At 46.8% G+C, this 26,512-nt stretch carries 23 protein-coding genes; 4 read left to right on the top strand and 19 right to left on the bottom strand.

Features of this window, described 5'->3' with window-relative positions; genetic code table 11:
- Window positions 1–315 precede the first annotated feature (315 nt).
- The 15 genes from ACTTJF_RS02215 to selA all read right to left on the bottom strand — a co-directional run bounded on the left by ACTTJF_RS02215 (window position 316) and on the right by selA (window position 19,129).
- Window positions 316–2,169 (bottom strand): TonB-dependent receptor domain-containing protein, encoded by a 1,854-nt coding sequence (locus ACTTJF_RS02215; protein WP_442550565.1) that lies wholly within the window; start codon window positions 2,167–2,169, stop codon window positions 316–318.
- A gap of 413 nt (window positions 2,170–2,582) precedes the next feature.
- Window positions 2,583–3,176: a hypothetical protein gene (locus ACTTJF_RS02210; protein ID WP_442550564.1), complete on the bottom strand. Its 594-nt coding sequence runs from the start codon at window positions 3,174–3,176 to the stop codon at window positions 2,583–2,585.
- Window positions 3,177–3,285: 109 nt separating this feature from the next.
- Window positions 3,286–3,783, bottom strand: a complete 498-nt coding sequence (locus ACTTJF_RS02205) for a TlpA family protein disulfide reductase (RefSeq protein WP_442550563.1) — start codon at window positions 3,781–3,783, stop codon at window positions 3,286–3,288.
- Between the two features lie 13 nt (window positions 3,784–3,796).
- Window positions 3,797–4,534, bottom strand: a complete 738-nt coding sequence (locus ACTTJF_RS02200; RefSeq protein ID WP_314991282.1) for an ABC transporter ATP-binding protein — start codon at window positions 4,532–4,534, stop codon at window positions 3,797–3,799.
- A 1-nt stretch (window position 4,535) separates the two neighbouring features.
- Window positions 4,536–5,675 carry an ABC transporter permease gene (locus tag ACTTJF_RS02195; protein ID WP_442550562.1) on the bottom strand — a complete coding sequence of 380 codons (1,140 nt, stop codon included), beginning with the start codon at window positions 5,673–5,675 and terminating at the stop codon, window positions 4,536–4,538.
- On the bottom strand, window positions 5,662–6,942 hold the full coding sequence (locus tag ACTTJF_RS02190) for an ABC transporter permease (protein ID WP_442550561.1): 1,281 nt from the start codon (window positions 6,940–6,942) through the stop codon (window positions 5,662–5,664). Before ACTTJF_RS02190 ends, ACTTJF_RS02195 begins: the two co-directional genes overlap by 14 nt.
- Window positions 6,939–8,306 carry a Fe-S-containing protein gene (locus tag ACTTJF_RS02185; RefSeq protein WP_442550560.1) on the bottom strand — a complete coding sequence of 456 codons (1,368 nt, stop codon included), beginning with the start codon at window positions 8,304–8,306 and terminating at the stop codon, window positions 6,939–6,941. Before ACTTJF_RS02185 ends, ACTTJF_RS02190 begins: the two co-directional genes overlap by 4 nt.
- Before the next feature lie 65 nt (window positions 8,307–8,371).
- Window positions 8,372–8,893, bottom strand: coding sequence for an iron transporter (locus ACTTJF_RS02180; RefSeq protein ID WP_314391997.1), 522 nt, complete (start codon window positions 8,891–8,893; stop codon window positions 8,372–8,374).
- A gap of 73 nt (window positions 8,894–8,966) precedes the next feature.
- Window positions 8,967–10,931: an FTR1 family iron permease gene (locus tag ACTTJF_RS02175; RefSeq protein WP_442550559.1), complete on the bottom strand. Its 1,965-nt coding sequence runs from the start codon at window positions 10,929–10,931 to the stop codon at window positions 8,967–8,969.
- 201 nt (window positions 10,932–11,132) lie between these two features.
- Window positions 11,133–11,693 (bottom strand): formate dehydrogenase FDH3 subunit beta, encoded by a 561-nt coding sequence (gene fdh3B, locus ACTTJF_RS02170; RefSeq protein WP_298057424.1) that lies wholly within the window; start codon window positions 11,691–11,693, stop codon window positions 11,133–11,135.
- A 10-nt stretch (window positions 11,694–11,703) separates the two neighbouring features.
- Window positions 11,704–14,664, bottom strand: a complete 2,961-nt coding sequence (locus ACTTJF_RS02165) for a formate dehydrogenase subunit alpha (RefSeq protein WP_314068928.1) — start codon at window positions 14,662–14,664, stop codon at window positions 11,704–11,706.
- A gap of 11 nt (window positions 14,665–14,675) precedes the next feature.
- The gene (locus tag ACTTJF_RS02160) at window positions 14,676–14,885 is read right to left on the bottom strand and encodes a twin-arginine translocation signal domain-containing protein (RefSeq protein WP_002948952.1); all 210 of its coding nucleotides are present in this window, start codon (window positions 14,883–14,885) and stop codon (window positions 14,676–14,678) included.
- Window positions 14,886–15,219: 334 nt separating this feature from the next.
- Entirely contained in the window at window positions 15,220–15,927 is a 708-nt protein-coding gene (locus ACTTJF_RS02155; protein WP_442550558.1) for a histidine kinase, read from the bottom strand.
- A gap of 59 nt (window positions 15,928–15,986) precedes the next feature.
- Window positions 15,987–17,807, bottom strand: coding sequence for a selenocysteine-specific translation elongation factor (gene selB, locus ACTTJF_RS02150; protein ID WP_442550557.1), 1,821 nt, complete (start codon window positions 17,805–17,807; stop codon window positions 15,987–15,989).
- A complete protein-coding gene (selA, locus tag ACTTJF_RS02145) occupies window positions 17,804–19,129 on the bottom strand; it encodes an L-seryl-tRNA(Sec) selenium transferase (RefSeq protein WP_442550556.1) in 1,326 nt (441 codons plus the stop codon). Before selA ends, selB begins: the two co-directional genes overlap by 4 nt.
- Before the next feature lie 161 nt (window positions 19,130–19,290).
- Here selA and ACTTJF_RS02140 point away from each other — a divergent pair, with 161 nt between their 5' ends.
- From ACTTJF_RS02140 to ACTTJF_RS02125, 4 genes are all read left to right on the top strand, one after another.
- On the top strand, window positions 19,291–20,961 hold the full coding sequence (locus ACTTJF_RS02140; RefSeq protein ID WP_442550555.1) for a 4Fe-4S binding protein: 1,671 nt from the start codon (window positions 19,291–19,293) through the stop codon (window positions 20,959–20,961).
- Window positions 20,954–21,673, top strand: a complete 720-nt coding sequence (locus ACTTJF_RS02135) for a formate dehydrogenase-specific chaperone (RefSeq protein ID WP_442550554.1) — start codon at window positions 20,954–20,956, stop codon at window positions 21,671–21,673. The genes ACTTJF_RS02140 and ACTTJF_RS02135 overlap by 8 nt, the downstream gene beginning before the upstream one ends.
- A 266-nt stretch (window positions 21,674–21,939) precedes the next feature.
- Window positions 21,940–22,767, top strand: coding sequence for an ankyrin repeat domain-containing protein (locus ACTTJF_RS02130; RefSeq protein WP_442550553.1), 828 nt, complete (start codon window positions 21,940–21,942; stop codon window positions 22,765–22,767).
- 74 nt (window positions 22,768–22,841) lie between these two features.
- Window positions 22,842–23,237 (top strand): hypothetical protein, encoded by a 396-nt coding sequence (locus tag ACTTJF_RS02125; protein WP_442550552.1) that lies wholly within the window; start codon window positions 22,842–22,844, stop codon window positions 23,235–23,237.
- 334 nt (window positions 23,238–23,571) lie between these two features.
- Here the strand turns inward: ACTTJF_RS02125 and ACTTJF_RS02120 are convergent, their stop codons facing one another.
- The 4 genes from ACTTJF_RS02120 to ACTTJF_RS02105 all read right to left on the bottom strand — a co-directional run bounded on the left by ACTTJF_RS02120 (window position 23,572) and on the right by ACTTJF_RS02105 (window position 26,430).
- On the bottom strand, window positions 23,572–24,270 hold the full coding sequence (locus ACTTJF_RS02120) for an MqnA/MqnD/SBP family protein (protein WP_442550551.1): 699 nt from the start codon (window positions 24,268–24,270) through the stop codon (window positions 23,572–23,574).
- A gap of 408 nt (window positions 24,271–24,678) precedes the next feature.
- Window positions 24,679–25,227, bottom strand: a complete 549-nt coding sequence (locus ACTTJF_RS02115; protein ID WP_442550550.1) for an NAD(P)H-dependent oxidoreductase — start codon at window positions 25,225–25,227, stop codon at window positions 24,679–24,681.
- A gap of 409 nt (window positions 25,228–25,636) precedes the next feature.
- Window positions 25,637–25,903: a barstar family protein gene (locus ACTTJF_RS02110; RefSeq protein ID WP_442550549.1), complete on the bottom strand. Its 267-nt coding sequence runs from the start codon at window positions 25,901–25,903 to the stop codon at window positions 25,637–25,639.
- Entirely contained in the window at window positions 25,900–26,430 is a 531-nt protein-coding gene (locus tag ACTTJF_RS02105) for a ribonuclease domain-containing protein (protein WP_442550548.1), read from the bottom strand. Before ACTTJF_RS02105 ends, ACTTJF_RS02110 begins: the two co-directional genes overlap by 4 nt.
- Window positions 26,431–26,512: the final 82 nt, after the last annotated feature.

Genomic DNA, 26,512 nt, shown 5'->3' with positions numbered 1-26,512 from the left:
GTTTAAATTTAAATACTCAAATTTTTAAAATCCAACTTTTTTGTAGAATACTAGCCCTGCGACGCGAGAAGATGCCGCGCTGCGTATAGGCTAAATTTGGCGCTACCGCACTGCAAATTTTAAATTTGCATTTTCAAGGTGCGGGTCTCGGCGACTCAAATTTGCAAATTTGAACGTAAAACGATAAGGCGAAGTATTTTTGTTCTAGACGAGGCGCTTTTAAATTTGGCGAAGGGAGTTACCATGTAGGTAATGACCGAGCCAAATTTAAAAGCAACGAAGTATAGAGCAAAAAGACAAGCCGCCACTCAAATTTTAAAAACTAGAGTGGAAGCTAACAAACACCGCCCTCCCCGGCACACGCACCACCGGATCTGGATCTAGCACCCCTACGTGCTCGCCGCTGATAAACTCGGCGTAATTTTTATCAAAGATATTTGTCACGCCTAGCCTCACGCCCCAGCTGTTTTTAAACTCAAATCCGCCGTAAACGTCCATCGTCGTAAAGCTCTTTGCGGCTTCGCGCTTGTCGATGCCAAAGCCGGTGGATTTATCGAAATCTCCCCTATTTTGCTTTGCCACGTAGCGCACCGCGGTGCCGATGTTGTAGCTACCAAAGCTCGCGTAGTCTTTGTAGTCAAGGGCCAAATTTGCCTCAAACGGGCGGATCTGATAGAGCGGTCTGTTGTCGGTTTTGTTTTGTCCGTAGTTGTAAAATAACGAAGTTTTTAGCCCGAAATTTCGCGCGAAATTATACTCGCCGCGCAAATTTACGCTGTAAATCCTAGCATCGACGTTGCGCGTGATGACGGCGTTTTTATTCATAGGCGCGGCCGCGGCCGAGTGGCGGCGATCGTAGATAACCAGATCCTGCGCGTCGTCTGCGATAAAGTACCCGCCCAGGCTAAAGCTATCCTCGCCCTGGCGCGAGCTTAAATAATCTTTATAAAATTCGCTCTTATAAGTAAAACCCAAATTTACGCGGTTGTGACGCTCCGGTTTTAGCAGCGGGTTGCTCACCCAGCCGTTATCCATCGGACCGTAAAGCGTGTTAAATCGCTCCATATTGCCAGGCATGCGCTGCAAGCTCTCAAGTGCCGCGTAGTAGCTATCTAGCTCGTTTGGCGTGAAATCGTATTTTAGGCTAGCGCTTAGGCCGTCTTGCTTGACGCTACCGTCAAAATCATAGCCGTAAACGCTGCGGATAAGCCCTTTTACCGTCCTAAGCGGCACGGAGGGCGCGAAATATGGCTCGTTTAGCCCCTTTAAATTTGACTTCATCCAGTCGTAGTTTAGAGCAAGGCTAAGCTTGTGAGCGTCGCTAAATTTATAACTCAGCGTATCAAAAATCCTCGTTCGTTTATTTGTCACGTCGGCAAACCTATAGCCGTTAAAAACCCAGCCGCTAGGCTGTTTTACGTACCTTTTACCCTCGTGATTATCGTGCTGATAGCTTATGCCAGCTAGATTGTGAAAGTCGCCCAAGTCCGCGTCGTATTTTAGCTCGGCGTCCACGATTTTTCTATCCAGTTCGACCTTGACCGTCTGCGCCGCGCTTCTTAGGCGGTAGTTATCGGCGTTTCTGCTCACGTCGCGCAGCATCAGCTCGAAATTTAGCGTATTTGATAGATCCTCCGCGCCGATACGAGCGTTAAATTTACCGACATATCGCTCGGTTTTAACAGCATCCATGAGGTGGTGAGGCTGCTTGTCGTCGTCAATGTTATCGTGCACGAGCGTAAATCTAAACTCGCTTAGCTCGCTAGGCACGAAACCCACGACCGCGCTTTGCCCCTGCCTGGCGTAGCCGTAGTTCCACGTCCTGCCGCCGCCGTCTTTGTAGCGGTTGGCTTTAGAAAAGTTCGCGTTTAAAATCGTGTAGAAATTTGCGCCGCGGTATTTAAAAAGTCCCGAACCGTAAAACGTCCTGCCGTAAAATCCGCCCGCGACGTGAAATTTATCCATAGAATTATCGAGCAAATCCGTCACGAAAAAATAATCATCCCTTGGCGCGCGGTCGAATTGATTTTCAGGAAACGCGCTTTGAGCGATGTTTGGCGTATAAGGCGGCGGAGGCGTAAAATCCTTTATCGGCTTTATGACGTCGGGATTTGCGCCGTTTGCGAGCAGCGCCGTAGCAGCCGCAGCCAGACTGATAGCTAGTCTCATTTAAAATCCTTTATGATAATTTTGATTTTTCGTATCACAATTATATAGAAAAATGTTTGAATATTTCTTGATTTTCGTTAAGATAAGATTTATAAATTTTCGCGCGGTTTGGTTTGCAGACGGCGGCAAATTTGACGCTAGCGAAGTTAAATTTGATAAAAGCAAATTTTAGGCAAAGAGTGAATGGCCTAAATCAATACGTCAAATTTAAAAACTCGTATTAACATTTTCAGGGTGCAGGTCTCGGTGACTCAAATTTATAAATTTAATGTCAAATTTGAACGTAAAACGATAAGGTGCAGTATTTTTTCGCTAGACAAGGCGGAATTTAAATTTTAAGCGTAGGCTAGACAGATAGTCTGCCGAGCTTAAAATTTAAATTTCAACGCCGTATAGCGGAAAAAGACAAGCCGTTAAGGATAAAAGAAACTAAGTATCTGCGTCGCCGCTTTTTCTTCTATGTATGGGATTATGTAACTTGGCGAATAAAGATTCTGGCCGCTTTCGATCTCGAGATTGGTCCTTTGCTCGCTGCCGTTTGCACGGATCATCACGCTGATAAAGGCTCTGTAAAGATAATAATCCGTCCTGTCGTAAAAATCATCGTCAAACGGGTTGCCAAAAAGCATACCAAAGCCCATACTACGCCTGTATCCGTAGCTGCCGAAACCATAACCCATGCTCATATACGCGCGCGGGCGTTCGCGTCGCTCAAAGCGCTGCAAGCTCGCAAAATCGCCCATTATCACGATATCGGCGTTCTTTTGATCGAGGCTTTGCGTAAAGCCGTTTTGCAGTAGCTTGTTTCGCACGGTGTTTTCTAGCGTGTTTGCGTAGCCGCAGGAGTTTTTAAAGTAAACGTAAACGCTGCGCGAGGCTTTTTTTACGTCGCCGTTAGTGATAAAAATAGGCATCGTGCTTCTAGCGTAAAGCTCGGGCGTGCGGGGCTCGCCGCAACCTACGAAAAAAATCGCAAATAGCAAAATAGAGAAAATTTTTAGTTTCATTTCGCGTCTCCTTATTCAAATTTGACCGCCGCAAATTTAACGCGGACGGGTCAAATTTAGGATCAAATTTAAGCGTATTTTACTACTAAATCTTTACGTTTGAGTAAATTTATAATACCAGCTTGATCTCGTTTTCTAGAGTGGCTTTTGGAGTGAGTCCGATGAAGCGCTTTTTGAGATTGCCCTCGCCGTCAAAGACGAATATCGCAGGCACGCCCATCACGCCGCCCACTGCTTTGCTAAAATAATCGACCGAAACTTTATCGCTAATCACGTCGTAGTCGATATGGTGCTGCTTCACCATATCGATATCTTTATCAAATCCAAGGCTGGGTCCAAATATCCCGTAAACGCCGAATTTGTCCTTAAGCTCGGAGTAAATTTCATTTACGATCGGAGCTTGCGCTACGCAGGCGCCGCAGGAAGTGCCGAAGAAAAAGAGCATATAGGGCTTGCCGTCCGTTTTAAGTCGCCTGCCCTCGGGAAAATAGTGCGTATCGACGCCCTTTGGCGAGTTTAGGCTGATATGGTGCTTGTCAAAGCCGCTATTTCCGCAGCCTGCTATCATCGCCGCCGCAAAGGCTAACAATATATATTTTTTTATCATAATTCTCCCAAATTTAAGCCGTCGCAAAGGCGCTTTGGCCGCTTGGCTGAGCAGCTAACCTCTCGCACGCCTCCGCGCGCTCGCCGTCGCTCACGTAGTGGATATTTTCCATCTTGCCGTGCCTTAGGTAGACGATCTTGTCGCCAAACTGCCCAAGATCCGGGTTGTGCGTGATGAGCAGGATGGTTTTGCCCTCGCTTCGCAGCTTTTGAAATAGCTCCAAAACTACTCGTTCGTTTGCTTCGTCGAGGTTGCCCGTCGGTTCGTCGGCTATCAAGATATCAGGATCGTTTATTAGGGCGCGCGCGATGCACAGACGCTGCTGTTCGCCGCCACTAAGCTGACTCGGACGGTGATCTAGCCTGTGTCCTAGCCCCACTCGCTCGAGTGCCTTTTTAGCGTCCTCTTCATCCACGCTGCTGTGATAGTACTGAGCTATCATCACGTTTTCGACGCAGTTTAGGTAGGGGATGAGGTGAAACTGCTGAAATATCAGCCCGATCTTTTCGCGGCGAAATTTGAGCGTCTCCTCGTCGCTAAGCCTACTAGCGTCGTCTCCGCCTAGCGTGTACGTGCCTGCGGTTGGCTCGTCCATCAGCGAGAGGATATTTACCAGCGTACTTTTGCCGCTACCGCTTGGGCCCATTATGCTGACCCACTCGCCGGCGTTTACGTCAAAGGTAATGCTCTCTAGCGCTTTTACTTCGCCGAATCTTTTTTCTATCCCGTTTAATCTTATCGCGTACTGCATATTATTCTCCTCTTAAAATATCGGCCATCTTGTTTTCTAGCGCCCGTTTGATCGGATAGATCGAGGCCACGCCCGCAAAAACGAGCGAGATAACCATCGCTATCGGTATGCTCATAAATCTAAAATCGATGCTCGAATCAAAAATCGCGTAACCTAAAATTTGCGCTAAGCCGTAGCCTAAAATCGCGCCTACAAAAGCCGCCGCAAACGCCGTGACGAAAGTCTCGACGCCGAACAAATTTAACACGTTTTTCTTGCTAGCGCCCAGCGCTCTAAGCAGCGCGATCTCCTTTGAGCGCGAGAATAAAATCGCGCTTAGCGTCGTGTTTACGCACATCGAAGTAATCAGCAAGATAACAAAGCTAACAAGCGCCATCAAAAGCTTAATCTTATCCAAGATTAGACCCTCTGATTTTGAAATTTTAGCTACGGGCTTAACGGCGATTTGCTCGTCGCTAAGGCTCTTGCCAAGCTCGCTTATGTAGTCAAATTTACCCGTTACTACGGCCTCGGCGTAGTTTAGAGTATTTGGCTCGTTTGCTATCTTTTGCGCTAGAGGTAGCGAGATGATGAGTAGCGAGTCCTCTTTATCGCCGTCTTGCACGATGCCGCGGATCTTTACCTTTTCGCCAGAATTCGCGCCGATTTGTCTTACTTCGATCACGTCGCCGACCTTAAAGCCGCTTTGTTTAGCTAGATCGGTACCGATTAGCGCGTTTCTCTCGTCAAAATCAAGCGTTATGCCCTGCCCCTCTTTAACCTCCAAAAACGGCTTAACCCGAGTTAGATCGCTAAATTTGACGCCCATGGCGATCGCAGTCGTTGGGCCTATGTTTACCTGCGTGAAAAGATATCCGCTCTGTCCGATTAGCTTGTCGCTTGGGATTTTGGCGATCTTTTCGTTAAATTTAGCCTCGTCTATCGCGTCGCTAACGGGGTCTGCCGGAGCGAAAACCACGTTAGCGCCGTAGCTTTTTAGCTCCTTCGTTACTTTTGAGTCGATATCTAGATATACGTTTACAAACGCCGCCGTCACGCACGCTCCAAGCAGGATAGAGACGATGATGACGCCTACTCTAGCCGCGCCAAAGCGCAGGCTTTTAAAGATGACGTTATAAAAAAAGCCCTTATTTGCGATCATATAGCACCTCCGCAGGCAAGAGTTTGACGACGCTTCTCATCGGCACGAGCGAGCCCGCGATCGAGATAAGAAGCGCAAAAGCGATACTAAGCGGAAGCACGATCCACGCGATGCCGATGCCGTAACCAAAGATACTGTAAGCGATTATGTAGCTTAGCGCGTAGCCCAAAAACGCTCCCAAAATGCCCGCAAAAAACGCCACGACTAGGCTTTCGCTCGCAAAAAGGGCGTAAATTTCAAAGTTGCTGGCACCTATGGCTTTTAGCAGGCCGATCTCTTTTTTGCGTCTGTAAATTTCGCTAGTCATCAGCGATGTAATGCCGATAGAAGAGACCGCAAGCGCGATGATGCTCACGATACCCATTAGGCTTTGGATTTTTTTCACTATGTTACTCTCGGCGTCGCTTACCTGCATCATCGCCTTTGCCGCTACGCCCGCATAGTTCTCCTCAATCTGATAAGCTATGGAGCTAACGTAGGCCGAGCAGTACCACATATCGTATTCGGCGCTGTCTAGGTTGTCTAGATTTCGCCTAGCCTTGACGGATAGGTCGTTTTCTGGGATCGTCATCGCTGAAACTTCGGCTTTTGAGTATTGGCCGGGCTTATTTAGAAGCTCTTGGGCGAGCTTTAGCGAGGTTACGATTTTATAGCTTTCTTCGCCGGCTCCTTTTAGCACGCCCGCGATTTTTACGCTACGTCCGTTTAAATTTAGCTCGCTGCCGACGCTCAAATTTCGCTTTGCGGCTAAATTTTCGCCCACGAGCACGTTTTGCGTATCGTCGTCCTCTATCCATTTACCGTCGACCGCCCAAAAGCCAAACAGCGTTTTCACGCCCGTTTTAAACTCGGGCTCGTCGGCTACGTTTGCAAATTTATCAAACCAAGTGCCCGTGATTTGGTATTTTTCGCCGCTAGCGTCCTTTACCTCGCCGTTTAAAAACGGAGCAAACGCTACGATATTATTTCGCCAAAAAATTTCCTTGATCTTATGCAAATCCTCTTCGTTTAGGTAGTTTTGCGATTTTAGCGGGGTGAAGTTTTTACCCTCGATCTCGATAGCTAGCGCTTCGCCCTTTGGCAAGACGACGATGTTTGAGCCGTAGCCGCGTAGCTCGCTAGCGATCTGATCGCCGATTTTTAGCGTGATATTTAGCATACAAGCGATCAAAACCGTCGCCAAAAGTATGGTGATAAAGGCCATTCCTTTTTGCACCTTCGAACCGGTGATCGAGCTTTTTATGAGCCTTAGTTGCATATTTTTCATTTTAAAGTCCCGTTTATATCGACGTATTTTTCAGGGTTGGCTTCAAATTCCGCCTGAGTTTTTTCGTTTTCAAAGAAATACGTCCTATTGTAGTATAAATAAGATTTCGAGCCGATGTTGCTTACTTTTTTGCGGCTTACCGGATCTAGCACCATCTTTTCGATAACTTTTGAGAAGTAGTTCGCACCGCTTTGGATGGTATCTAGCGTAACGGTTATAAATTTGCCGTCAAATTCAAACGGCATAGGTATCGGGTTGCAGCCGCCCTCTTTGCCCACCGACGGCAAGAATATACGCACGTTACAAGAGATACAGATGAGATCGGCATCCTTTTTGATATAACCCATATCGCCGCATATCGCGCACGCGTCAAAGACGATGATCGGCGATGCGCGGTCGGCGAAGCGGTTTAAGAGGAAAAACCTTATCTCCCTGCCCTCGTCGTTTATGTAGGCGTAGCGGTGAAGTTCGTTGTCGGCGAGTTTTTCGACGTCGAATTTAAACTCGTTATTTACGGGTTCTACGATGATAGGATCAGAGATCTCGGGCGGTTTAGACGCGTGCAAGTCGTAGTAAAGCCCAAAAATCAGAGCCGTGACAACGATAGCTGCACTGCTTTTGGAGTTTGCCGCCATGAAATTTCTAGCCGCGTTGTTAAATCTAAATTTGTTCGAGCCCACGACCGATTTTACGAGCGGAGCCGGGCGTTTTTTGAAATTTATAACCGCCAAAACCAAAACCGAAAAGATAAAAAAATACTGCGAAAAGGTCGTGTAGTAAATGCCCTTGGCCACGAGCGAGAGCGCCCACGGATATGTAGGTATCATGCCCGCTCGCATAAACTCAAGCCCCGTGTTTGAAAGAGCCTGCACTATCAAAACTGCAAGAAAAAGAAGCGAAAGCGTCCATAAGACGTGCTTGCATAGGCATTCTTTTAAATTTGAAACGACGAAAAACAAAATCAGTAAAAGCAAAAACGCAAATATCATCAAAAATAGGCTGATGATGGACTGCGTATCGAGTAGCTCACCGGCAAATACCGGAAAATTCGCGCTAGCGTGAGCGTAGGTCAAGCCGTAGCCCGCACCGAGGGCGAAAAACGTTATCATCTTTGCAGGGTTAAATTTGATAAAAATCCAAAGCGCGCTAACTAGCAAAAATACCAAAGTAGCCGCGTCAAATACCATTTTCACGCCGGCATCGTGAAGCGTGAGTCTAGCGATCTTAAAAACGACTATGCCCGCTGCGATACCCAAAACCGAGGGTAAAAATAGCGCTTTTAGGCTCTTTTTGTCGTTGTTTAACGCTGCAAAAAGGACAAATCCCAGTAACGATGAGATAACTTGGACGAAATATATAGACATGATCAGCCCTAAAATTTGAGAATTTAAGTAAAATTTAGAGCGGACTTAGCCGCTCTAAGCCCGAATTATTTAGCAGGCGCTCCAGTGTATTGGAATTTATAAGTCGTAGTGAAAGGCTCAAACCATTTACCTACGCCTGTTTCTTTATCCGCATGACGACCGAAGCCTTGTTTTTCAGGATTTTCTATATGAAATTTTAGCTCGTAGTTGCCCACGCCCGTATCCATTTTTAGGTTGGCTCCGTAGTGAGGGCCGTCTTGAGCGACCATAGGCATAAACGTACCTTTTTTAACTTTGCCGTTATCTAGGTTTTTTAGCTCGTAATTAATTTTAAGATAAGGGATCCACTCACCGGCCGCAAAACCGTTTTTATTTCCCTCGATAGCGTGTATGTCGGCCTCTAGGTGGATGTCGGCTTTACTTGGAGCTAGGTCGATGCCTTTTGGCTCCATGTCGATAGGCTCTAGATAAACGGCAGCTATCTCCATACCGTTGATTTCTACCGGATCGCCGATAGGAAACTCGCCTGCTAGGGCAACTGAAGCAGCAAGGCTAAATGCCAAAGCTGTTTTAACAAATTTGTTCATGTTCTCTCCTTTAATTGGTTTGTAAATTTATTTTTAAGCTTCGCGGCAACCCGCGAAGCCGGAAATGTCAAATTTAAGCCTCTTTGGCTTGCTTATTTTTCATTATGATCACGCCGATGATTAGCGCCGCTATCATGATAGCCTGCGGCACCAAACTCTCGTAATACGGATAAATACCCAGCCACTCGATGGTCGGGAAGCCCTCGATCTTAGTCGGAACGAAAATTTTACCCTCGACGAACTCCATAAGCCCCTTGCCCACAAATACGATCGACATATAAAAAATGATCGCCGAAGTGACCAAGAAAAACGGCTTGATCGGGATTTTAATAGCAAAAACTTTAAACACGTAGTAAGTAACTAGCAAGACAACGAGTCCTACTACAAATCCCAGAGCTATCATCGAGTAGCCTGCGCTATCTTTAGCGTCAAAAATCAGCGCCTGATAGAAAAGCACGGTCTCCGCGCCCTCTCTAAATACGGCTAAAAATACCGTCCACCAAAGCGCCTTAGCAGAGCCTGCGGATATCGACTCGCTGACGTGGCTTTGGATATATTTGCTCCATTTTTTCGCGCCCGCGTTTGAAAGTAGCCAAAAACCGACGTAAAAGAGCAGTCCCACGGCGATAAGCATCACCGCGCCCTCCATCACCTCTCTTTTTTGACCAGCAGCGTCGGCAAATATCAAATTCATAATCCACGCCATAACAAAGCTTAACACGACCGCTACGGCAAGCGAGCTATAAACGATACTCATGCGTTTTTCGTTGCCGGTTTTTAGTAGATACGCTACGACGGCCGCTACGATAATGAGAGCTTCAAATCCCTCGCGAAGTATGATCGTAAGCGCGTAAAGAAATAGCGCCCAAGGCGAGCTACTACCGCTTGTTTTTTCTAGCGCGGCGTCTAAATTTGCTCCTAGGTTATCGGCTGCTTGCTGGAGTCTTTCGACGCTCACGCCCGCTTTCATCAGCGCGACCACTTCGCCGAAATTTCCTTCTATCTTAGTTTTTAGGCCGACGTCTATCGCGCCTACTTTGTTTTCCATGCCGCTACCTTCGAACTCGTCGAAGTAGATATCCTGCGCATCGCTCATAGCCTTAGCTACGTCTTTTGCGGCGTAAAGTTTGATCGCGTCGGCGATTTTTGCCTTTATGTTTGCAACCACCGGCGCAAAATCAGTAGCCGCTTCATCCTCGGCATTATCAGGTAAAACCACGTTTGTAGCTAGCGAGCCCGAGTCCATAGGTAGCTTGGCGACGTTTTCGTATATCAGCGCGTCAAGCTCTTCTAAATTTGACTTTAGTACGTCGGCGGCTACGTCGTTGTTTATCGCTATTATCGCCGAACCCATACGCTTTTGAATGTCGCCGTCGATACCCTGCCCGCCGTTTATAAATCTACGGATAGCTTCTTCTAGCTTTGTGTTTCGGTATAGCTCAAATTTGGCTTTGTTGTTTATCTGCTGCTTTGCTGCTTCTTTGTCGCCCTGTTCGTAAGCCGCGCCCGCAGCGCTAAGGGCTGTTTTTATATCGTTATAAACCACCTGCCAGTGCGGCTCTATAGTGGCGCTACTTGCAGTTTGCGCCGTAGTTTGGCTAGCCTCAGTAGCTTTAGCGGTCTGCGCGGCGTCTGCGTTTTTAGGATCGGAGTACTCGCCCACTAGCTTGTGACCGGTGTTTATGATGGGCAAAACCTCATCCATCTCTTTGTTTAGCTCGTCCATTATCGCTTGTATCTCTTCTACGGATTTTTTAGCGATGATGGCTTTGCGGATCTTGCCGAATTTAGACTCCATCGAGTAGGCTTTTTTCTGCCCCAAATTTACCCTGATCGCCGCTTCGATGTTTTCGAAATGCCCAAAATACGCATTTTGCGTAGTGGTTTTGGCCTCGTCGATCTTACCCTCTTTATACTGCTCGATAATGCTTACGAACGAATCTTTTATGCTCTGTATCTCAGGGCCGTAGTCGGTATCGGCCGCATTTAGCATAAAAGGGATAAAAAGCGCGAGTATAAATTTTAAAAATTTGCTCATAAAAAACTCCGATAAAATATGTTTTAAGCGGACATTTTACCATTTCAAAACTTTAGCGAAAATAAAAACGGCTATCAAGTATCAATCTTATCAACAAGCTATATTTTTTGATTATTAGATTGATCCGACTTTGAAATTTGAGTAAATTTAAGAGGTAAAATTTGAAAGAAAATTCGGGAGCGAGTCGCCCCCGAATTTGAGTTAGATAGTAGCGCCCGCTTGTCTTAGCATAACGCGTTTACGATATACGTTTGACACGTCTGCGGCGTCGCCTACTAGTAGCGCGTTGGTGGCGCAAACGGCGGCGCACATAGGGACTTTGCCCTCTGAGATGCGGTTTTGGCCGTACATATGAAGCTCCTCGTGAGAGTTCGTCTCCTCAGGGCCTCCCGCACACATGGTGCACTTATCCATAGCGCCTTTTATGCCAAATGCTCCGTCTCTTGGGAACTGCGGCGCGCCAAATGGACATGCGTATAGGCAGTATCCGCAGCCGATGCATTTGTTTTTATCGTGAAGCACGATACCGTCGGCTCTGATATAAAAACAATCAACCGGACACACTTGCTCGCAAGGAGCGTCGGTGCAGTGTTGGCAGGCTATCGTAGTCGATACTTCCTTGCCCTCTATACCGTCGTTTAGCGTGATGACCTTGCGGCGGTAGAGCCCCACCGGGAGCTCGTGAGCCGAAGAGCAAGCGACCTGGCATCCAAAGCAGCTGATACATCTATTTGTATCTACGAAAAATTTCATTCTTGCCATCTCTTACTCCTTAGACTCTATTTTCGCCGTATTCGTGGAAGAAGGTGTTAAAGCCCTCTCCGTCCGCTTTTTCTATCCTGCAAAGTCCGGCGTTAAATTCCGAAATTTGAGTAACCGGATCAAAGCCGTAGTTTGTTACGGTATTAAAGCTCTCGCCGATCGTATAAGGCTTAGTACCTTCAGGATAGCGATCCTCTAAGCTCACGCCTTGCATAACGCCCGCGAAGTTATACGGCATACAAATTCTATCCGGCGTAACCATCTGAGTATGATAGCAGCGAACCTTGATCTTAGTGCCTTGCGGAGAGTGGATCCACATCATATCGCGATCTTGGATGCCGTATTTTAGAGCAAGCTCAGGGTGAACGTTAGCAAACATCTCAGGCGTGATCGCCGCTAGATACTTACTCGTTCGTTCGATCATACCAGCACCGCTTAGGTTTACTAGGCGCAATGTACTAAATACGATAGGGAATTCCTTACTCCAGTCTTTTGCTTGCTGCTCGGATTTATATTTCGTCTCGACGCGGAAGTTTCTAGCCTGATCGTCGAAAGTCGGGTATTTTTGTACCAAATCCCAGCGCGGAGAGTGGATAGGCTCGCGGTGTTTAGGGATCGGATCTAGGAATTCCCAAACGATCATTCTAGCCCTTGCGTTACCAAACGGCACTACGCCTTTTTCGCGGCATTTTTCTAAGATAAGTCCGCTGTGATCCGTACTCCAAGTAGCTCCCATCAGTCTTTTTTCTTCTTCGGTTAAGGTTATACCTAGGACTTTTTCGATATTTTCTTTGGTAATTTGCGGATAGCCGCCTTTTACGTCCGATCCTACCAAAGTCGTATCCTCGCTAGCTAGCTGACTAACGCCGTTATGCTCTAAGCCGAAACGATTTCTAAATCCGCAACCGCCCTCTGCATAAGACTTGCTCATATCATAAAGTATCGGGGTACCAGGGTGTTTTTCGTCCCATGCCGGCCAAGGTTTGCCGTAGTATTCGCCTTTTACGTCGCCGCCGATACCCATTAGCGTATCAGGGTCGAAATTTTGCCAGTTAGCCTGATGTCTTCTAAACATCTCGGCCGTTCTACCGGTGTAGCCGATAGATTTACCCATGCGAGCTATCTCGTTTGTAGCGTCGTCAGGCCATACGAAGTCGTCTTTAACTTGTTTTGGCTCGTTATTTACGGTCGCCATCTTCATGCCTTTTACATACTCGTCGTAAAAGCCGAATTTTTTAGCAAATAAGAACATGACTTCGTGGTCTGCTTTACTCTCGTAAAGCGGCTCAACGACTTTTGTTCTCCATTGACCAGAGCGGTTAGTCGAGCTTATATGACCTTCGTTTTCAAACGCAGTAGCCACCGGAAGTACGTAAATTCCGTCTTTTCTATCTGAAAGGATAGCAACCTCGTTTACGAACGGCTCCGCAACTACTAGCATATCTAGCTTGTCGACGGCTTGCTGAATTTTTGTAAGGTGAGCCATAGAGGTGATACCGGTTCCTTGAACCCAAAGAACGCGAAGCTTGCCGCTAGTAAAAGTCTTTTCCTCTTTTAAAACGCCTTGCCACCATTTTGATAGCGACCAGCCTTTTTCGTTTCTCCAGTTTCTATCTTCCGGATTTTGCGGATCGTGATAAAAATACTCTTCAAATACGGTATTTTTTACCGGAGCGCCGCCTTGTTTCGGCTCTTTTGTCGAAACCGCAAATCGTTTGATAAACTCGTCGTAATCAACGCCCCAGCCTTTGCAGTAGTATTTCCAAGAAGCATCTCCTAGTCCGTAATACATAGGAAGAGTGTCTGAAAGGTTACCCATATCGGTAGAGCCCTGAACGTTATCGTGACCGCGGATGATATTACAGCCGCCGCCCGGTTTACCCATATTGCCTAGGATTAGTTGAAGGATAGGTAAAATTCTGGTATTTGACGTTCCTACCGAGTGCTGAGTGATACCTAGAGCCCAGATAACCGTTCCCGGTTTCGTATGCGCCATTATGTTAGCAGCCTCTATGAGTCTATCTACCGGTACGCCGGTAACGTCCGAAGTAAGCTCAGGAGTCCAGTGTTCGGCCTCTTTTCTAACCTCTTCGATGCCGTAGGTTCTGTTTTCTAAAAATTCTTTATCTTCCCAGCCGTTTTTAAGGATAATGTGAATAAGTCCGTAAATAAGAGCTACGTCCGTTCCTGAACGCTGACGCAAATAAAGATCCGCGTGCGCAGCCGTTTTAGTAAAATTCGGATCCGCCACGATTAATTTTGCGTTGTTTCTATCTTTAGCTTGCAACATATGCTTCATGCCGCCGACGGGATTTGCTACAGCCGAATTCGCACCGATACAAAAGATCGCTTTTGAATTTGCCGTCATATCTCCGAAGTGATTCGTCATCGCGCCATAACCCCAAGTATTCGCCACACCGGCGACTGTTGCGCTATGTCAAATGCGTGCTACGTGATCGTTGCTGTTTGTGCCCCAAAACGCCGCAAATTTGCGGAAATAATAACTTTGCTCGTTGTTAAATTTAGCCGAACCCAAGAAAACTACGCTATCAGGACCGTCTTCTTTACGGATTTGTAGCATCTTGTCGCCGATTTCGTTTACGGCTTGTTCCCAGCTGATGCGCTCCCATTTTCCGTTTACTTTTTTCATCGGAAATTTGATGCGTTGTTTTGATTTCGTAAGGTCGATCTGATCGATTCCCTTAGAGCAGTGCGAGCCCTGAGAGATAGGGTGATACATAGCCATATCTTGGCGTACCCATACTCCGTCTTTTACCTCGGCTTCGATACCGCAACCCGCAGAGCAAATAGAACAAATCGTTCTAACCTTTTTTGAACCTTCGTAAGGATTTTTTATCTCCTCGTTGGTTGCCTTTCTAAACGTCTCGTTTTCGCCAAATGCCATCGTGCTACCGGCACCAAGAGCGGCAAGCTTTAAAAACGAGCGTCTTCCTATGCGTGAATCACTCATGGTTTTCTCCCTTAGTAAGCGATCTTATAGTAGTATTCCCACTCTTTGCTTTTTTTGTAAAGCACCTCTTTTTTGCTCGACTTGCCGACAACTACGCCGTTGTCGTCAGGAGCAAGCTCGTCGCTAGTCGGTTTTGCGATAGCTGCGGCGGCCAATACGGTTCCGCCTACCGCGCCGACCTTCAGAGATTTTTTGAGAAAATCTCGTCTTGATCCTTGCATGTTTTCTCCTTATTAATCCCAAATTTGAAATTTTTGAGACGTTTTTAGAAAGATATTGTTCAAATTTTGCATATTTCCTAGGCGTAGTGCGCCTTACAGGCGCGTATTTTAGGGCACTTGCATATTTTAAAATATCACTGTGCAAATTTAGCATATTTTGAGAATAAATGAAGTAAAAATATTAGATTAATTATGAAACTTAATAAATAGTTAAGGAAATCTAAAATTTAGCTTAAATTTCAATACTACATATCAAGTTATAAAAGTATATTTTATGAAAATTTAGGGCTTTTGAGCTAAATCTGGTAAATTTAGCTCAAATTTGCGCTAGAGATTATTTTTGCAGGTCGCTTAAATTTACTATAAAAGGCACGGAGCGAACGCCGGCGGCGGAGTATTTTTGTCTTAAGTTATCCATCGCTTTTACGTCCGCGTCGCTAACGGCGCCGTCTGCTACCTTATAGTCGTCCGCGAAATATTTTCGTAAAATTTTGATCTTGTCGCTATCGGTTTTCGCGCTTGCTGCGTCTTTATATATCAAAAAGCTCTTTTGCAAAGACGAAACGTCGTGAACCGGAGTTAAGATTAGCTTTACGTTGCTTTCTTTTAGCGTCGCTTCGATCTTTTCAAGCTCTAAGCGGCAGTATGGGCACTCGGGATCCGAAAACATCACGATAGTAGGCTTTTTGGAGTCGTTTCCTAGAGTGATGATATTTTCTTTTTGCTCGTTTTTATAGACTTTTGAGATGTTTTTCGCTGCTATTTCCTTTTTTATCTCTTGCATGTAGGCTTTTTGCGCCTTTAGGTCGATGATGTCCGGGAAAAGTAGGTCGCCTTTAGTAAAGATAACCTCGTCTTGGCTGACTTGGCCGTTGCTCAAATTTACCACGACCGCTTCGATGCCGTCGGCTATCGGTTTACGCTCAGTTACGCTTACTTTCACGCCCTCGCCGACCATCTGCGAATAAAACCCGACTACTTGCTCGTTTGACGCCGCAAACATCGCGCAGGCCGCCATTAGCGACAAAACTATTTTTTTCATTTCATTCCTTTTTAAAAATTTGCGCGGATTATATTTGCTTTTTTTAAACAGATAAAAAATCACGCTTTTAAAACTCGGTCCGTGCCGTTTTTAACGATATTTGGATCTAGATCGAGTTGCTCGAGGTAGGCGATTATGTATTTTCTACTCAAATTTAACGCCTCTTTCGCGTTTGTTACGTTTACGAATCCCTGCGCTACGATGATAGCTTTTAGCTTCGCAAGCGCCTCATTTAGGGCTTTTGACGTTACGAAAAGATTATGCGCGAGCCTCACCACGCGTCCGATGCCCGTTAGCTTTTTTAGCGCATTATCGCCGCTAACTCGGTCTATCTCAAGCTCGTCGTAGATGTTATAGGGCGCCAGGGGAGCTAAATTTCCGCTTTGCAAAATCTCGTAAATTTTCTCCTCGAGCCTGATTTTTAGCTTGCTCATATCGACGCCCGTTTTAGTATAGACGCCGTCGTTTTTGCTTATCGCGCCCGTGCTTTCTAGCTCGTCAAGCGCCTTTTGAGCGATGCTTTCGCTAGCCCATGAGAGCTTTAAGCTGATACTCGTAGCCGAAAATACCGCAAATTCATTCTTTTCTATCATAAATTTGACCGCGCTTTTTATCCGATCGACCGCGCTTAGATCGTAGATATTTAGCGCTTTTTCATCGACGAATACGTTTGGCGTTTGTTTTGCTATCGCTACGGCCTCCTCGTGATTTAGCCCGAAGCGCTGATAGGCCGAGATGATGCCAAAGCCGTTTTTATGCGTATCTTTTAGCATCGCAAAGGCGCTTACGAAATCCTTCTTAAGCAACGCGTTTAAAAAAGAAATTTTGCTTGATTTTTTCATCGGTTCGCTCACGGCGTTTAGCACCCTGCCGCCGCCTATGACGCGACCGTTTGCGATGAGCACGAAGGATTCGTCAAATTTCAAAAACATATCCCTTTCAAATTTAAACGTCGCAAATATCCCGCCCTCTTTTTGGCTTAAAATCAGCGCTTTTGCGGCCGCGGCTTTTGCGCCGACGCAAAACGTCACGTTCTGCCCGTGCGTTAGCTCGCGCGCAAAAACGATCGCGTCTATCTCGCGAAATCCCCTAAAAAAGCCCTTTTTACTAAGCAACTGGCCTTTTTTTAGATCATTTAGCTCGATACCCGTCAAATTTAGCGCCACGCGGCTACTCACGCCTGCGCGCTCAACGAAATTATCGTGGCTCTGCACGCTTCGCACCTGCGCTTCTTTGCCCGCGTCATAGTTAAACAGCTTCTCGTTTTTGCTCACGCTGCCCTCTATCACGGTGCCCGTGACTACGTTTCCGATACCCTTTAGGCTAAAAACGCGGTCGATGTAGTATCTAAAAACGCCCTCTTGCTCGCGGTTAGCCGCCTTTAGCGTGAAAAGATAATTTCGCAGCTCGTCGATACTCGCGCTATCTTTAATGCTAACCGGGAAAATCTCTAAAATTTGCAGATTTTTGTAGTTTTGCGCGGCGGAGTAAATTTCGTTTTTTCGTTGTTCGATCAGCTCGGGAGTAGCCAAGTCGCACTTGGTAAGAGCCACGACGAGCGAACGAACTCCAAGGATATTTAAAACCTCCAAATGCTCCAGAGACTGCGGCATAAGCCCGTCGTTTGCCGCCACAACAAAAAGGCACGCGTCAAATCCATACGCGCCGCTAATCATCGTTTTGATCAAATTTTCATGTCCCGGCACGTCGATAAATGCGATATTTTCGCCGTTTCTGCTCAAATTTGAAAAGCTAAGATCGATCGTGATACCGCGCTTTTGCTCCTCCTCGAGTCTGTCGCCCTCAAAGCCGTTTAGTTCCTTTATCAGCGCCGTTTTACCGTGGTCGATGTGCCCGGCCGTTCCTATTATTAAGCTCATTTTTCATCCGTTTCGTTGATTTTTTCTATCAAATTTTGCACGTCCGCGTCCAGCACGCTGCGAAGATCGAGTAAAAATTTGCCCTCCTCGATGCGGCCGATCACGAGATTTTTCCTAAATTTAGCCTCGTTCTCGTTCGCGTTTCCTTTGACGGCCAGCGCGACGCTAGGTATGCGTTTGTTTGGCATCGTGCCGCCGCCCACATAGGTTGTAGTGTGCACGACTTCAAGCGGAGTTTTTAGCCGCGAGTTTATGAAATTTGCCGTGTTTTCTAGCTCCTCTACGTTTTTATACAGCTGCTTTATCGTCGTGATAAGCTCAAATTCACGGTTTGCGTAGGCTTTGACGCTTTCAGCCAGTAGCGAGATGATCACCTTATCTACGCGCAGCATTCTTAGTAGCTGATTTTTCTTTAGTTTTGCGATGAGACCCTTTTTGCCTAGGATTATGCCGCACTGCACGGAGCCAAAGAGCTTATCGCCGCTAAAGCTAACGAGCGAGGCGTCTTTTAGATTTTTTAGATTGGGCTCGTTGCGCTCGAGACCGTAAGGTAGCTCGCCGTAAAATCCGCCGCCAAGATCGAAATAATCAATGAGATTTCGCTCCCTCGCCAGCGCGCTAAGATCCGGCATCGCTACATCCTCGCTAAAGCCTACGATATCGAAATTTGAACGATGAACCTTTAAAATCAGCTTCGAGTTTTCGTTTACCGCGTCCTCGTAGTCGCGCAGGTTGGTTTTATTGGTAGTGCCCACTTCGCGCAGGATCGCGCCCGAGTTTGCCATGACTTCTGGCACGCGAAAGCTCCCGCCGATCTCGACTAGCTCGCCTCTGCTGATGATAGCTTCGCCGCCTTTTGAGAAGGTATTTAGCACCAAAAACACGGCGCTTGCGTTGTTATTTACGATGACGGCGTCCTCAAATCCGAAAAGCTCCGCGAGCAACCCGCCCACGTAGTCGTAGCGGTTTGAGCGGCCGCCCTTTTCGACGCTGTACTCTAAATTTGAATACCCCGTAATCACGGGCTGGGCTCGGCGTAAAATTTCCGGATCGATCGCACTGCGGCCGAGATTGGTGTGGATGATGACGCCGGTTGCGTTTATCAGGCTGCGCAGGCTCAAATTTGACGCTTTTTCGTATCTTGCGAGCGTGCTTTGGACGATGGCTTCAAGCCCCGGGCAGTTTTGCCCGCCTAAAATTTGAGCGCGCAGGCTCTCTAGCTCGGCCCTAGCGACTTTGGTTAGCGAGCTCGTGTCAAGCCCGGAAAATCGCTCATTTTTTATAAATTTATCTATCTGCGGGAGTTTTCGTAGTTCGTTCAAATTTGCTCCTAGTAAATTTGTGTTACCGAGCGCGATTTTAGCATAAATTTGGATAAATCTAATCTTATTAAAAAAAATAAATGTAAAAATTCAGAGCCTATTAATGCCTTTAGTATTAAAATGCGCTTAATTTTGATAACGCGCAGCGCGGGGAGAAAATCATGAAAGAATTCGGTTTTTACAACGATTTTGACGAAAATTTGATGCTAAACGAGCAGATCGAGATAAACGGCGAAGGCGAGTATCTCGTCTCAAATTCGCCCAAACTAAAATCAAGTGTCGTAGCGCCTGAGATAAATTTTTATCTAAAAAACACCGCCGACTCAGTGCTAGATAAGGCCAAAAATACGCTTTTGCTTTATGAGGCTAGAGCTAGCGCCTTTGACCTAGCGCGCGACATCGACTATGAAAAGCCCGTCGGCAAAAACGTCGTGATCGTTAGCAACGGCGGACGCGAAAATTTGGCGAATTTGCTTAAAGAAAAAGGCTTTAAAACCATCGAGCTGACGCATTTTGAGATCAAATTTATCTACGGAGCAGCAGGCGAGCTAAGCGTGCTAGTACTGCGCCCGGACGGCGAGTTTGAGGTGGACTGCGACTTTTTCCTCGTCGAAAACGCGCGCGAATACATGCTAAAGCAAAGCGGCTGCTACGAGATCGCGGGCAAAAGCGACGAGGAAATCACCGCGCAGCTAGACGCGCAAAGCCCGAAATTTAAATTTAAAAGCCACGTCCACTACGACTCCACGATCTGCCAGTACCACGAGCGCAGACACGAGATCTGCGGCAGATGCGTCGAGGCCTGCCCTACGGTCGCGATCCTAAAAGAGGACGAGACCAAGCACCTAGTTTTCTCCCACATCGACTGCATAAACTGCGGCGGTTGCGTTAGCGTCTGCCCTAGCGGCGCGCTTGACTACTCCGATATGCCGAGAAATTCATTTGCCGAGATAGCCAAACTATACCGCGGCCGGATCGCCCTCGTCGTGCCAGCAAAGGCAAATTTAGAAAACCTAAGCGTAAAATTACCAGCAAACGTGCTGCCGTTTGCCGTGAGCGGCGAGAGATTTTTGAGCGAGACGCATCTGCTCACGCTACTTCAAGAAAGCGGCGCGCAGGTCGTGATCTACGAGCAAAATATCGGCAAAGGCACCAAAGACGCGGTGGATATTTTAAATCAAATTTACGAGCTTAAATTTAACGAAAAAGCCGTCCTAGTCGCGCAAAACGAGGACAAGCTAAAAAGCGCCCTATCTCAGGCTAAATTTATAGAGGGCTCGCAGCACTCCATCGCCGAGTACGCCCTGCCAAAGCGCGAAATTTTTGCTAGACGCCTAGAGCGGCTAGTTGACGGGCAAAATTTAGGCTCTGTTAGCACCACCGAGCTCATCAGATACGGCCGCATCGAGATAAATCAAGACACCTGCACGCTGTGCCTAAGCTGCGTGGGAGCCTGTAACGTCGCCGCTCTAGTCGCGGACAAGAAAACAAACTCCATACTCTTTAACCCGAGCGTCTGCACCGCGTGCGGATACTGCGAGCTTAGCTGCGCAGAAAAAGACACGATATTTTTACGCCCGGGCAAGATCGATCTGGAGCCCGGATTTTTCGCATTTAGCGAGCTAGCCAGAGACGAGCTTTTCGCCTGTATCGAGTGCGGCAAGGAGTTTGCGACTAAAAAGGCCGTCGAGAAGATCGCCTCGATCATGGCGCCTAAATTTAACGGCGACAAAGCCAAGCTAAAGACGCTTTATTGCTGCTCGGACTGCAAAGCCAAAGTGATGATAAAAGCGCAAATGGATCAAATGAAAGAAGAGGTTTTAAATGGATAATAACTTAACCAAGGCGCGCGCGTATTTTTACGAGTTTTTGGCCTATCCGCTGTTTTTTCATGAGCACGGAGGCAAATTTGACCGCTGGCGCGAGCAGCTAGCCTACCTAGCGACTAGTCCGGTTACGCCCCAAAGCGAGGCCGCGTTTGCAAATTTGACTAAATTCGACTTTGAGAAATTCGCTAGAGAGCAAAACGACGTGCTTTTTGACTTCTCTTACTCAAACATCCCGCTAAACGCCTCATTTTACGAGGACGGACGCGACGACGGCGCGGCTAGGCTGCGCGTGATCGAGTGTCTGAAGCTAAGCCCGTACCGCAGAGACAAAGAGGCCTGCAAGGACAGCGAGGACTACGTTGGATTTATATTTTTAGCCACGGCGACCTTTTTGCGCGACGAAGTAGCGGGTGCGGCAAATATCAGCAGCAAGCTATTTACGGATGTTACGAATAAATTTATCGACGAATTTATCAAATTTTTATCCGCTCACAAAAATGCCGACTTTTTCGCCTCTTACGCGGTTATCTTGCGCGATTTTATCGAGCTTGAGCGCGCGGTGCTAGGCGTGGAGGCTCCTGCGGCGCCGATCGGCGACAGCGCGGCGGTAGCTTCGATGAAAAAAGAGCCGTTTCAAAGCAAGATGCCTACGGCCAAAACCAAACTCCGCTGGGAGGAGTTCTCGCCCGTTATCTCGCAAGAGTTCGACGACTGAGGCTTGCGCGCTTAAATTTGCTTGCTAGGCTCGTGCCGGCAGGCAAATTTAACTTGCCCTAGTCGCCCGAGCGGCCGTTTTCCCGTCAAATTTACTCTTTAAATTTAGCCAGATAAACTCGTCCGTTTTCGGCGCGATTTTTTAGTCTCTTTAACCCGCCCGAATTTCTCCCACATTTTCCAAATTTATCACCCCGAATTTCACTCAAATTTAACCGCCCTTTGGCTAAGATTTTGCAAATTTAGTCACGAGCAAAAGGATCGAATTTGCAAAGCTTTTTTAAATTTCTATTCAATCTCGTAGCCTTCGCCGCCGTCCTCTTTTATCTTTCGTTTTTGGGAGTTAAATTTAATAAATTTGGATCAAGCTCTATGCCGACTGGTTTTACCGTAACCCAAGACACTAAAATAGACCCAAACTCCGAGCTAGCTAAATACATAACGCAAGAGGAGATAGACGACTTTGGTTTTAGGTGCGCAGATATCGTTTGCGATAAAGAGAAAAACGCTACGCTAGTACCTTTAAGGGCAGCTCTTGATAGAAAAGATACCGACTTCGTAGTTAAATTTATAAAAGATAACAACCTAACCGCCGACGTAGAGATGAGAGATAAAAGAACCCCGCTGATGTACAGCTCTTTTAGAAACGATGTAAATACCTTTAACGCTCTATTAAATTTAGGAGCGAATATCAGAGCTAAGGATAGATTCGGCCTATCTCCTATGGCTTATGCTATTATGCTAAACTCCATTGATACGGCTAAGATATTACTAGAAAAAGGGGTTAAATTTGAAGAAGTGGAGTATGTGGCTTATTTTATAATTAATTCAAAAGATAGCTATGGATGGATGTCGTCGCTAATAATAGACGGTAACGACATAACTATAAACTATACGATAGACCCGGATCATCCTGGACGATACCCTGATACAGACATAAATAATCCGGCCTGCGTCGAAACTTGTGATGGTGACAAGGTAGAGCCGTTTAAATACGTAGTCTCAAAAAACCTGCCACAAATGGCCGAGCTAATGCTAAGCACGGGGTATAAACCCAAAGAGTTTAAAATGGGAAGCGGACTACAAGGTATATAAGTAGCGAGGATAAAAACAGAGAGTTAAAACTAAGCGCCTGGGCCATTCTAGATGACTACGAAGACTACGAACCTATGCTTGAGGTATTTATAAAATACGACCTCCCTAATGCTCCGACTAAGGAGCAGCTAAAGGAGGCATATGAGGTGTGCTACGATAAATACGTGCTTAGCATCATATTAGCTCATAGTATAGACAAAAACGGAACTTATAGCTTAAAATATGAAAATTTAACAAAAAACGCGTTGCAAAAATACTGCTCCGAGAAAAATTCTACCTTTAGCGATGTAAGAACTTTTATCGTTTGGGCAAACGAGTATAAAAAAACGGATGCAATGCAAGACATCTTGTTTTCCGACAAAAAAGATAAGGTAGTATTTGAAAACAACGCAACCGAATATATAATAAAGCCATACAAGAAACTAACTTCTGATGAAATAAAAAATATAGTTGAAAGCAAATATAGGTGATTTACGTAGATGGCAACCGAAGTAAATCTAGCCCAAGCTCAAATTTGAAGTAAAATAATCTCGGCGTGAAGACGAAGCCTAAAGATAAATTTGAGCTCGCGGCGGGCGTAAATTTAAGCGGGCAAATTTAATGAGAACAGACGTAAATTTGCCTGCTAAATTTAAATTTGACGGGATCTTGTTAGCTTCTAAAAAACGCGATCGCCGCTTAGCGAGGTTAAATTTAGCGTTGCGTGGCGGATTCAGCTCTAAACTACGGCGCTTGAAGCGACCGCGAAAACCGCCCGAGATAAAAGGCAAATTTAAAAAGCGGCGCGTTAGAGTAAATTTGCGCTTACCGCTCGCCTCGCGCCAAAAGCTTCGCCGTCCGCCCGTTTTTTCGCACTTCTTTGAAAAATATCCGCAGCGCCTTTTGCTCTTTCGCGCCGATTTCGTAGCTGATAAATTTGAGATACCACTTGATATCGTCCGCGCTGATGCCCCTGGTTTGGGCGTATTTGGCGAGGATGTAGTTTGGGATTTTGACATTTGCTCGCAAAAACTCGCGCGCCAGCCGCTCATACGCGCCGCTCCCCTTCACGCAGGAAAATCGCCCGAAAACAAACGGCAAGCCCGTCCGCTCGCGCCACGCCCGTCCAAGGTCGTAAAACGCATCCTCGCCCTCCCGCAGATACGCCTTTAGCGCGCGGTCGCCGATGAGTACCTCACCCTCAAGCCCCAGCACTCCTGCTAGCGCGTTTGAGCTCGCAGACGCCGGATCCGGGCGCGCGGCGGTGCCCTTTCGCACGAGCACGCTTTTGACGTCGCCTTTTGCGACGATGCCAAGGCTCACCTTTTTGTAGCGTTTTTTGCAGCCTTCGATGCTCGAGATCACGGCTGCGTCGATCCTGCGGCAGCGCAGATCGCGGTTTAGTTTGCTAGGCACCCCTTTTTTAGATTCGATGATTTTTTTATCCTGCGAGCTTAGTCGCGAGCGCTTTAAAAATACGTGAAAAGGAAGCAAATTTAGATAATCAATCTTGCCAAAAATCATAAAAACTCCGAATTTATAAGGATTTGCGCCGTTTTAAAATGCGAAGAAACGAGCTAAATTTAAAACCAAATCCAAGTCTGTAAAAATAAATTTTCATAAAATCCAAATCATAGCCCACGTCGAAAATATACGGGTTGCGAACCCCGAAACGATAGTGCAAATTTAACCGCCTCGCGCCGCAAAATGCGCCAGCTACGAAACAAAGTGCCAAAAAGGCGCGGGTCTGGGTCGCCTAAAAAGCTCGCCCCAAAATGCGGCAACGAAAAACCGCCAAAACGCGCCGAGCTTGCCGTCTAGCTTGAGTTCCAAAGCTATCTTTTAATGCTAAATTTGAAAAGCGGCGACTTCGCGCAGGAAATCGCCGCTAGCGGTGCAAATTTGAGCTCAAGGACGCGCTATTTTGCGTCGTTAAATTTGATACTCATGCTCTTCAAGCTCGTCGTTTAAGAGCTTCGTAAATCTCGCAGCATGCGACTCTATCGCGCTATCGGGCACGCCCGGCTCCACGCCGCAACTAGCAAAAATCCGCCCGTAAACGAGCTCGCAAAAGTCCGCGCAGCACTGAAGCGGCAGCAAAATCTCGTTTAGGCTAAATTTGATCGCGCCGTGCTTGGAGTATTCGCCTAGCCCGCCGCCCGTGCTCACGGCGATTTGCAGCTGTTTGCCCGCGATCTTCGCGCCCTGCCCGTAGGCAAAGCCGCGGCTTAGCACGTAGTCGATGTAGGCCTTTAGCATCGAAGGCACGTTAAAGCCCATCATCGGAAACAAAAACACGATGCGATCGGCGCGTAAAAATGCCTCTTGCTCCGCTGCAACGTCGATTTTAAGGGCGTCGGTGCCGTATAGTCCTTCTAAGTGGCGAACCTCGGCACCTGCGCTTTTGGCGGCGTTTGCCAGCGCCTTGTTTAGGCGAGAGGCGGCGAAATTTGGATGGGATAAAACTACTAGCGTTTTCATTTTGGCTCCTTTTTAGATAAATTTTAGATCGTTTGCGCTTTTGGGACATTAAATTTAAGCTGATTAAATTTGCTGATTTTTAAACCTCGCCTCAAACCGCAAAAGTCTTATTTTTGAGAAATTATATCATCAAAAGCCTAAAAACGGGTTAAGGCTAGCGGTAACGGCGCGTAAAATATACGAAAGTAAATGCCGCCTAATTTGATTAAATTTTCGGCTTTTTGCGTGTTTTATTGTGGGCGGGAGCTCCGTGCGGGATAAATTTGACTCGCGCTTACTTCGCGCATCTACGTCACGGCAACATACTCTCAAATTTAGAGCATACGAACTTTAGATAGTTAAATTTTAAAAGCTACAGCGTCTAAACCCGCAAATTTGACCTAAAATTTACCGCACGAAAGGCAACAGCTCAAGATAAAATCTCAAATTTTACCCGCTCATTTTCCTCCGCAAGGTCGGTAAAAACGGCGATCAGATCGTCTGCATAACCCCCTAGCGCGGCAAGAGAGGAACGATTTTTTAGTTTGATTTGCGTGGGTTCGTTTATCTCGCCGAGCGCGTCGTAAAGCGCGTCGAGGTTTTTTATCTCGGGGTCAAGGCAGAATTTTCGCGCCAGATACTCAAAGAGCGCCGTTTTCTCGCGCATTTTCGCGCCGTTTAGAGTTATGATTTTCACTGCCGCCTCCGCTCATAAAGTAGATAAAAGTTCTCGTAATGATCGGGCGTGTAGTAGATCAGTCCGTCGTTAGAAAACACGATACGCTGGGCCCCGCGCCGTCCTCCGCCATATCCGATATCGCACTCAAACCACTTGCGACCGCTAGCCTCGGGCAGCTTTTTTTCTCTGTTTGAAAAGCGGTCGCCGCCGATGCTTTTTTTGTCCGTGACCTGCCACAGATTGCCGCTTTTAGCGTCCCATCCGAGCGCGAGGGCCTCTTTTTTGGTGATGAAGTTTTGCGGCAACCCGCCGAATCTATAAATATACGCCGCAACCTCGTCTTTTGAGGTGTAGATGCCGTCTTTTACGACGTTTACGCTCGGCGCGGCGGCTATATTTTTCTCTGCGCCGCCGCCTCTAAATTCGCTTTGCGACTGATTTTGACCGGGAGCGGCCGAATTATCCGGGACGATAAATTTAAACAGCGCCGCGAGCAACAAAACAGCCAGCGGCAAGATGACGTTTCTAATGAGTTGTTTGTTCAAAAAAGACCTTTTTGGTGAAATTTAAAGCGCACCTCGCTCGGCGAATTTGCCAAGCGGCGACTAACGGCGCCAAATTCGCGCT

This window comes from Campylobacter sp., from assembly GCF_052170435.1.
In the GTDB taxonomy this organism is placed as follows: domain Bacteria; phylum Campylobacterota; class Campylobacteria; order Campylobacterales; family Campylobacteraceae; genus Campylobacter_A.
Note: the sequence above shows the minus strand (reverse complement) of the source record. Positions and strands in the feature narration are given on the sequence as shown.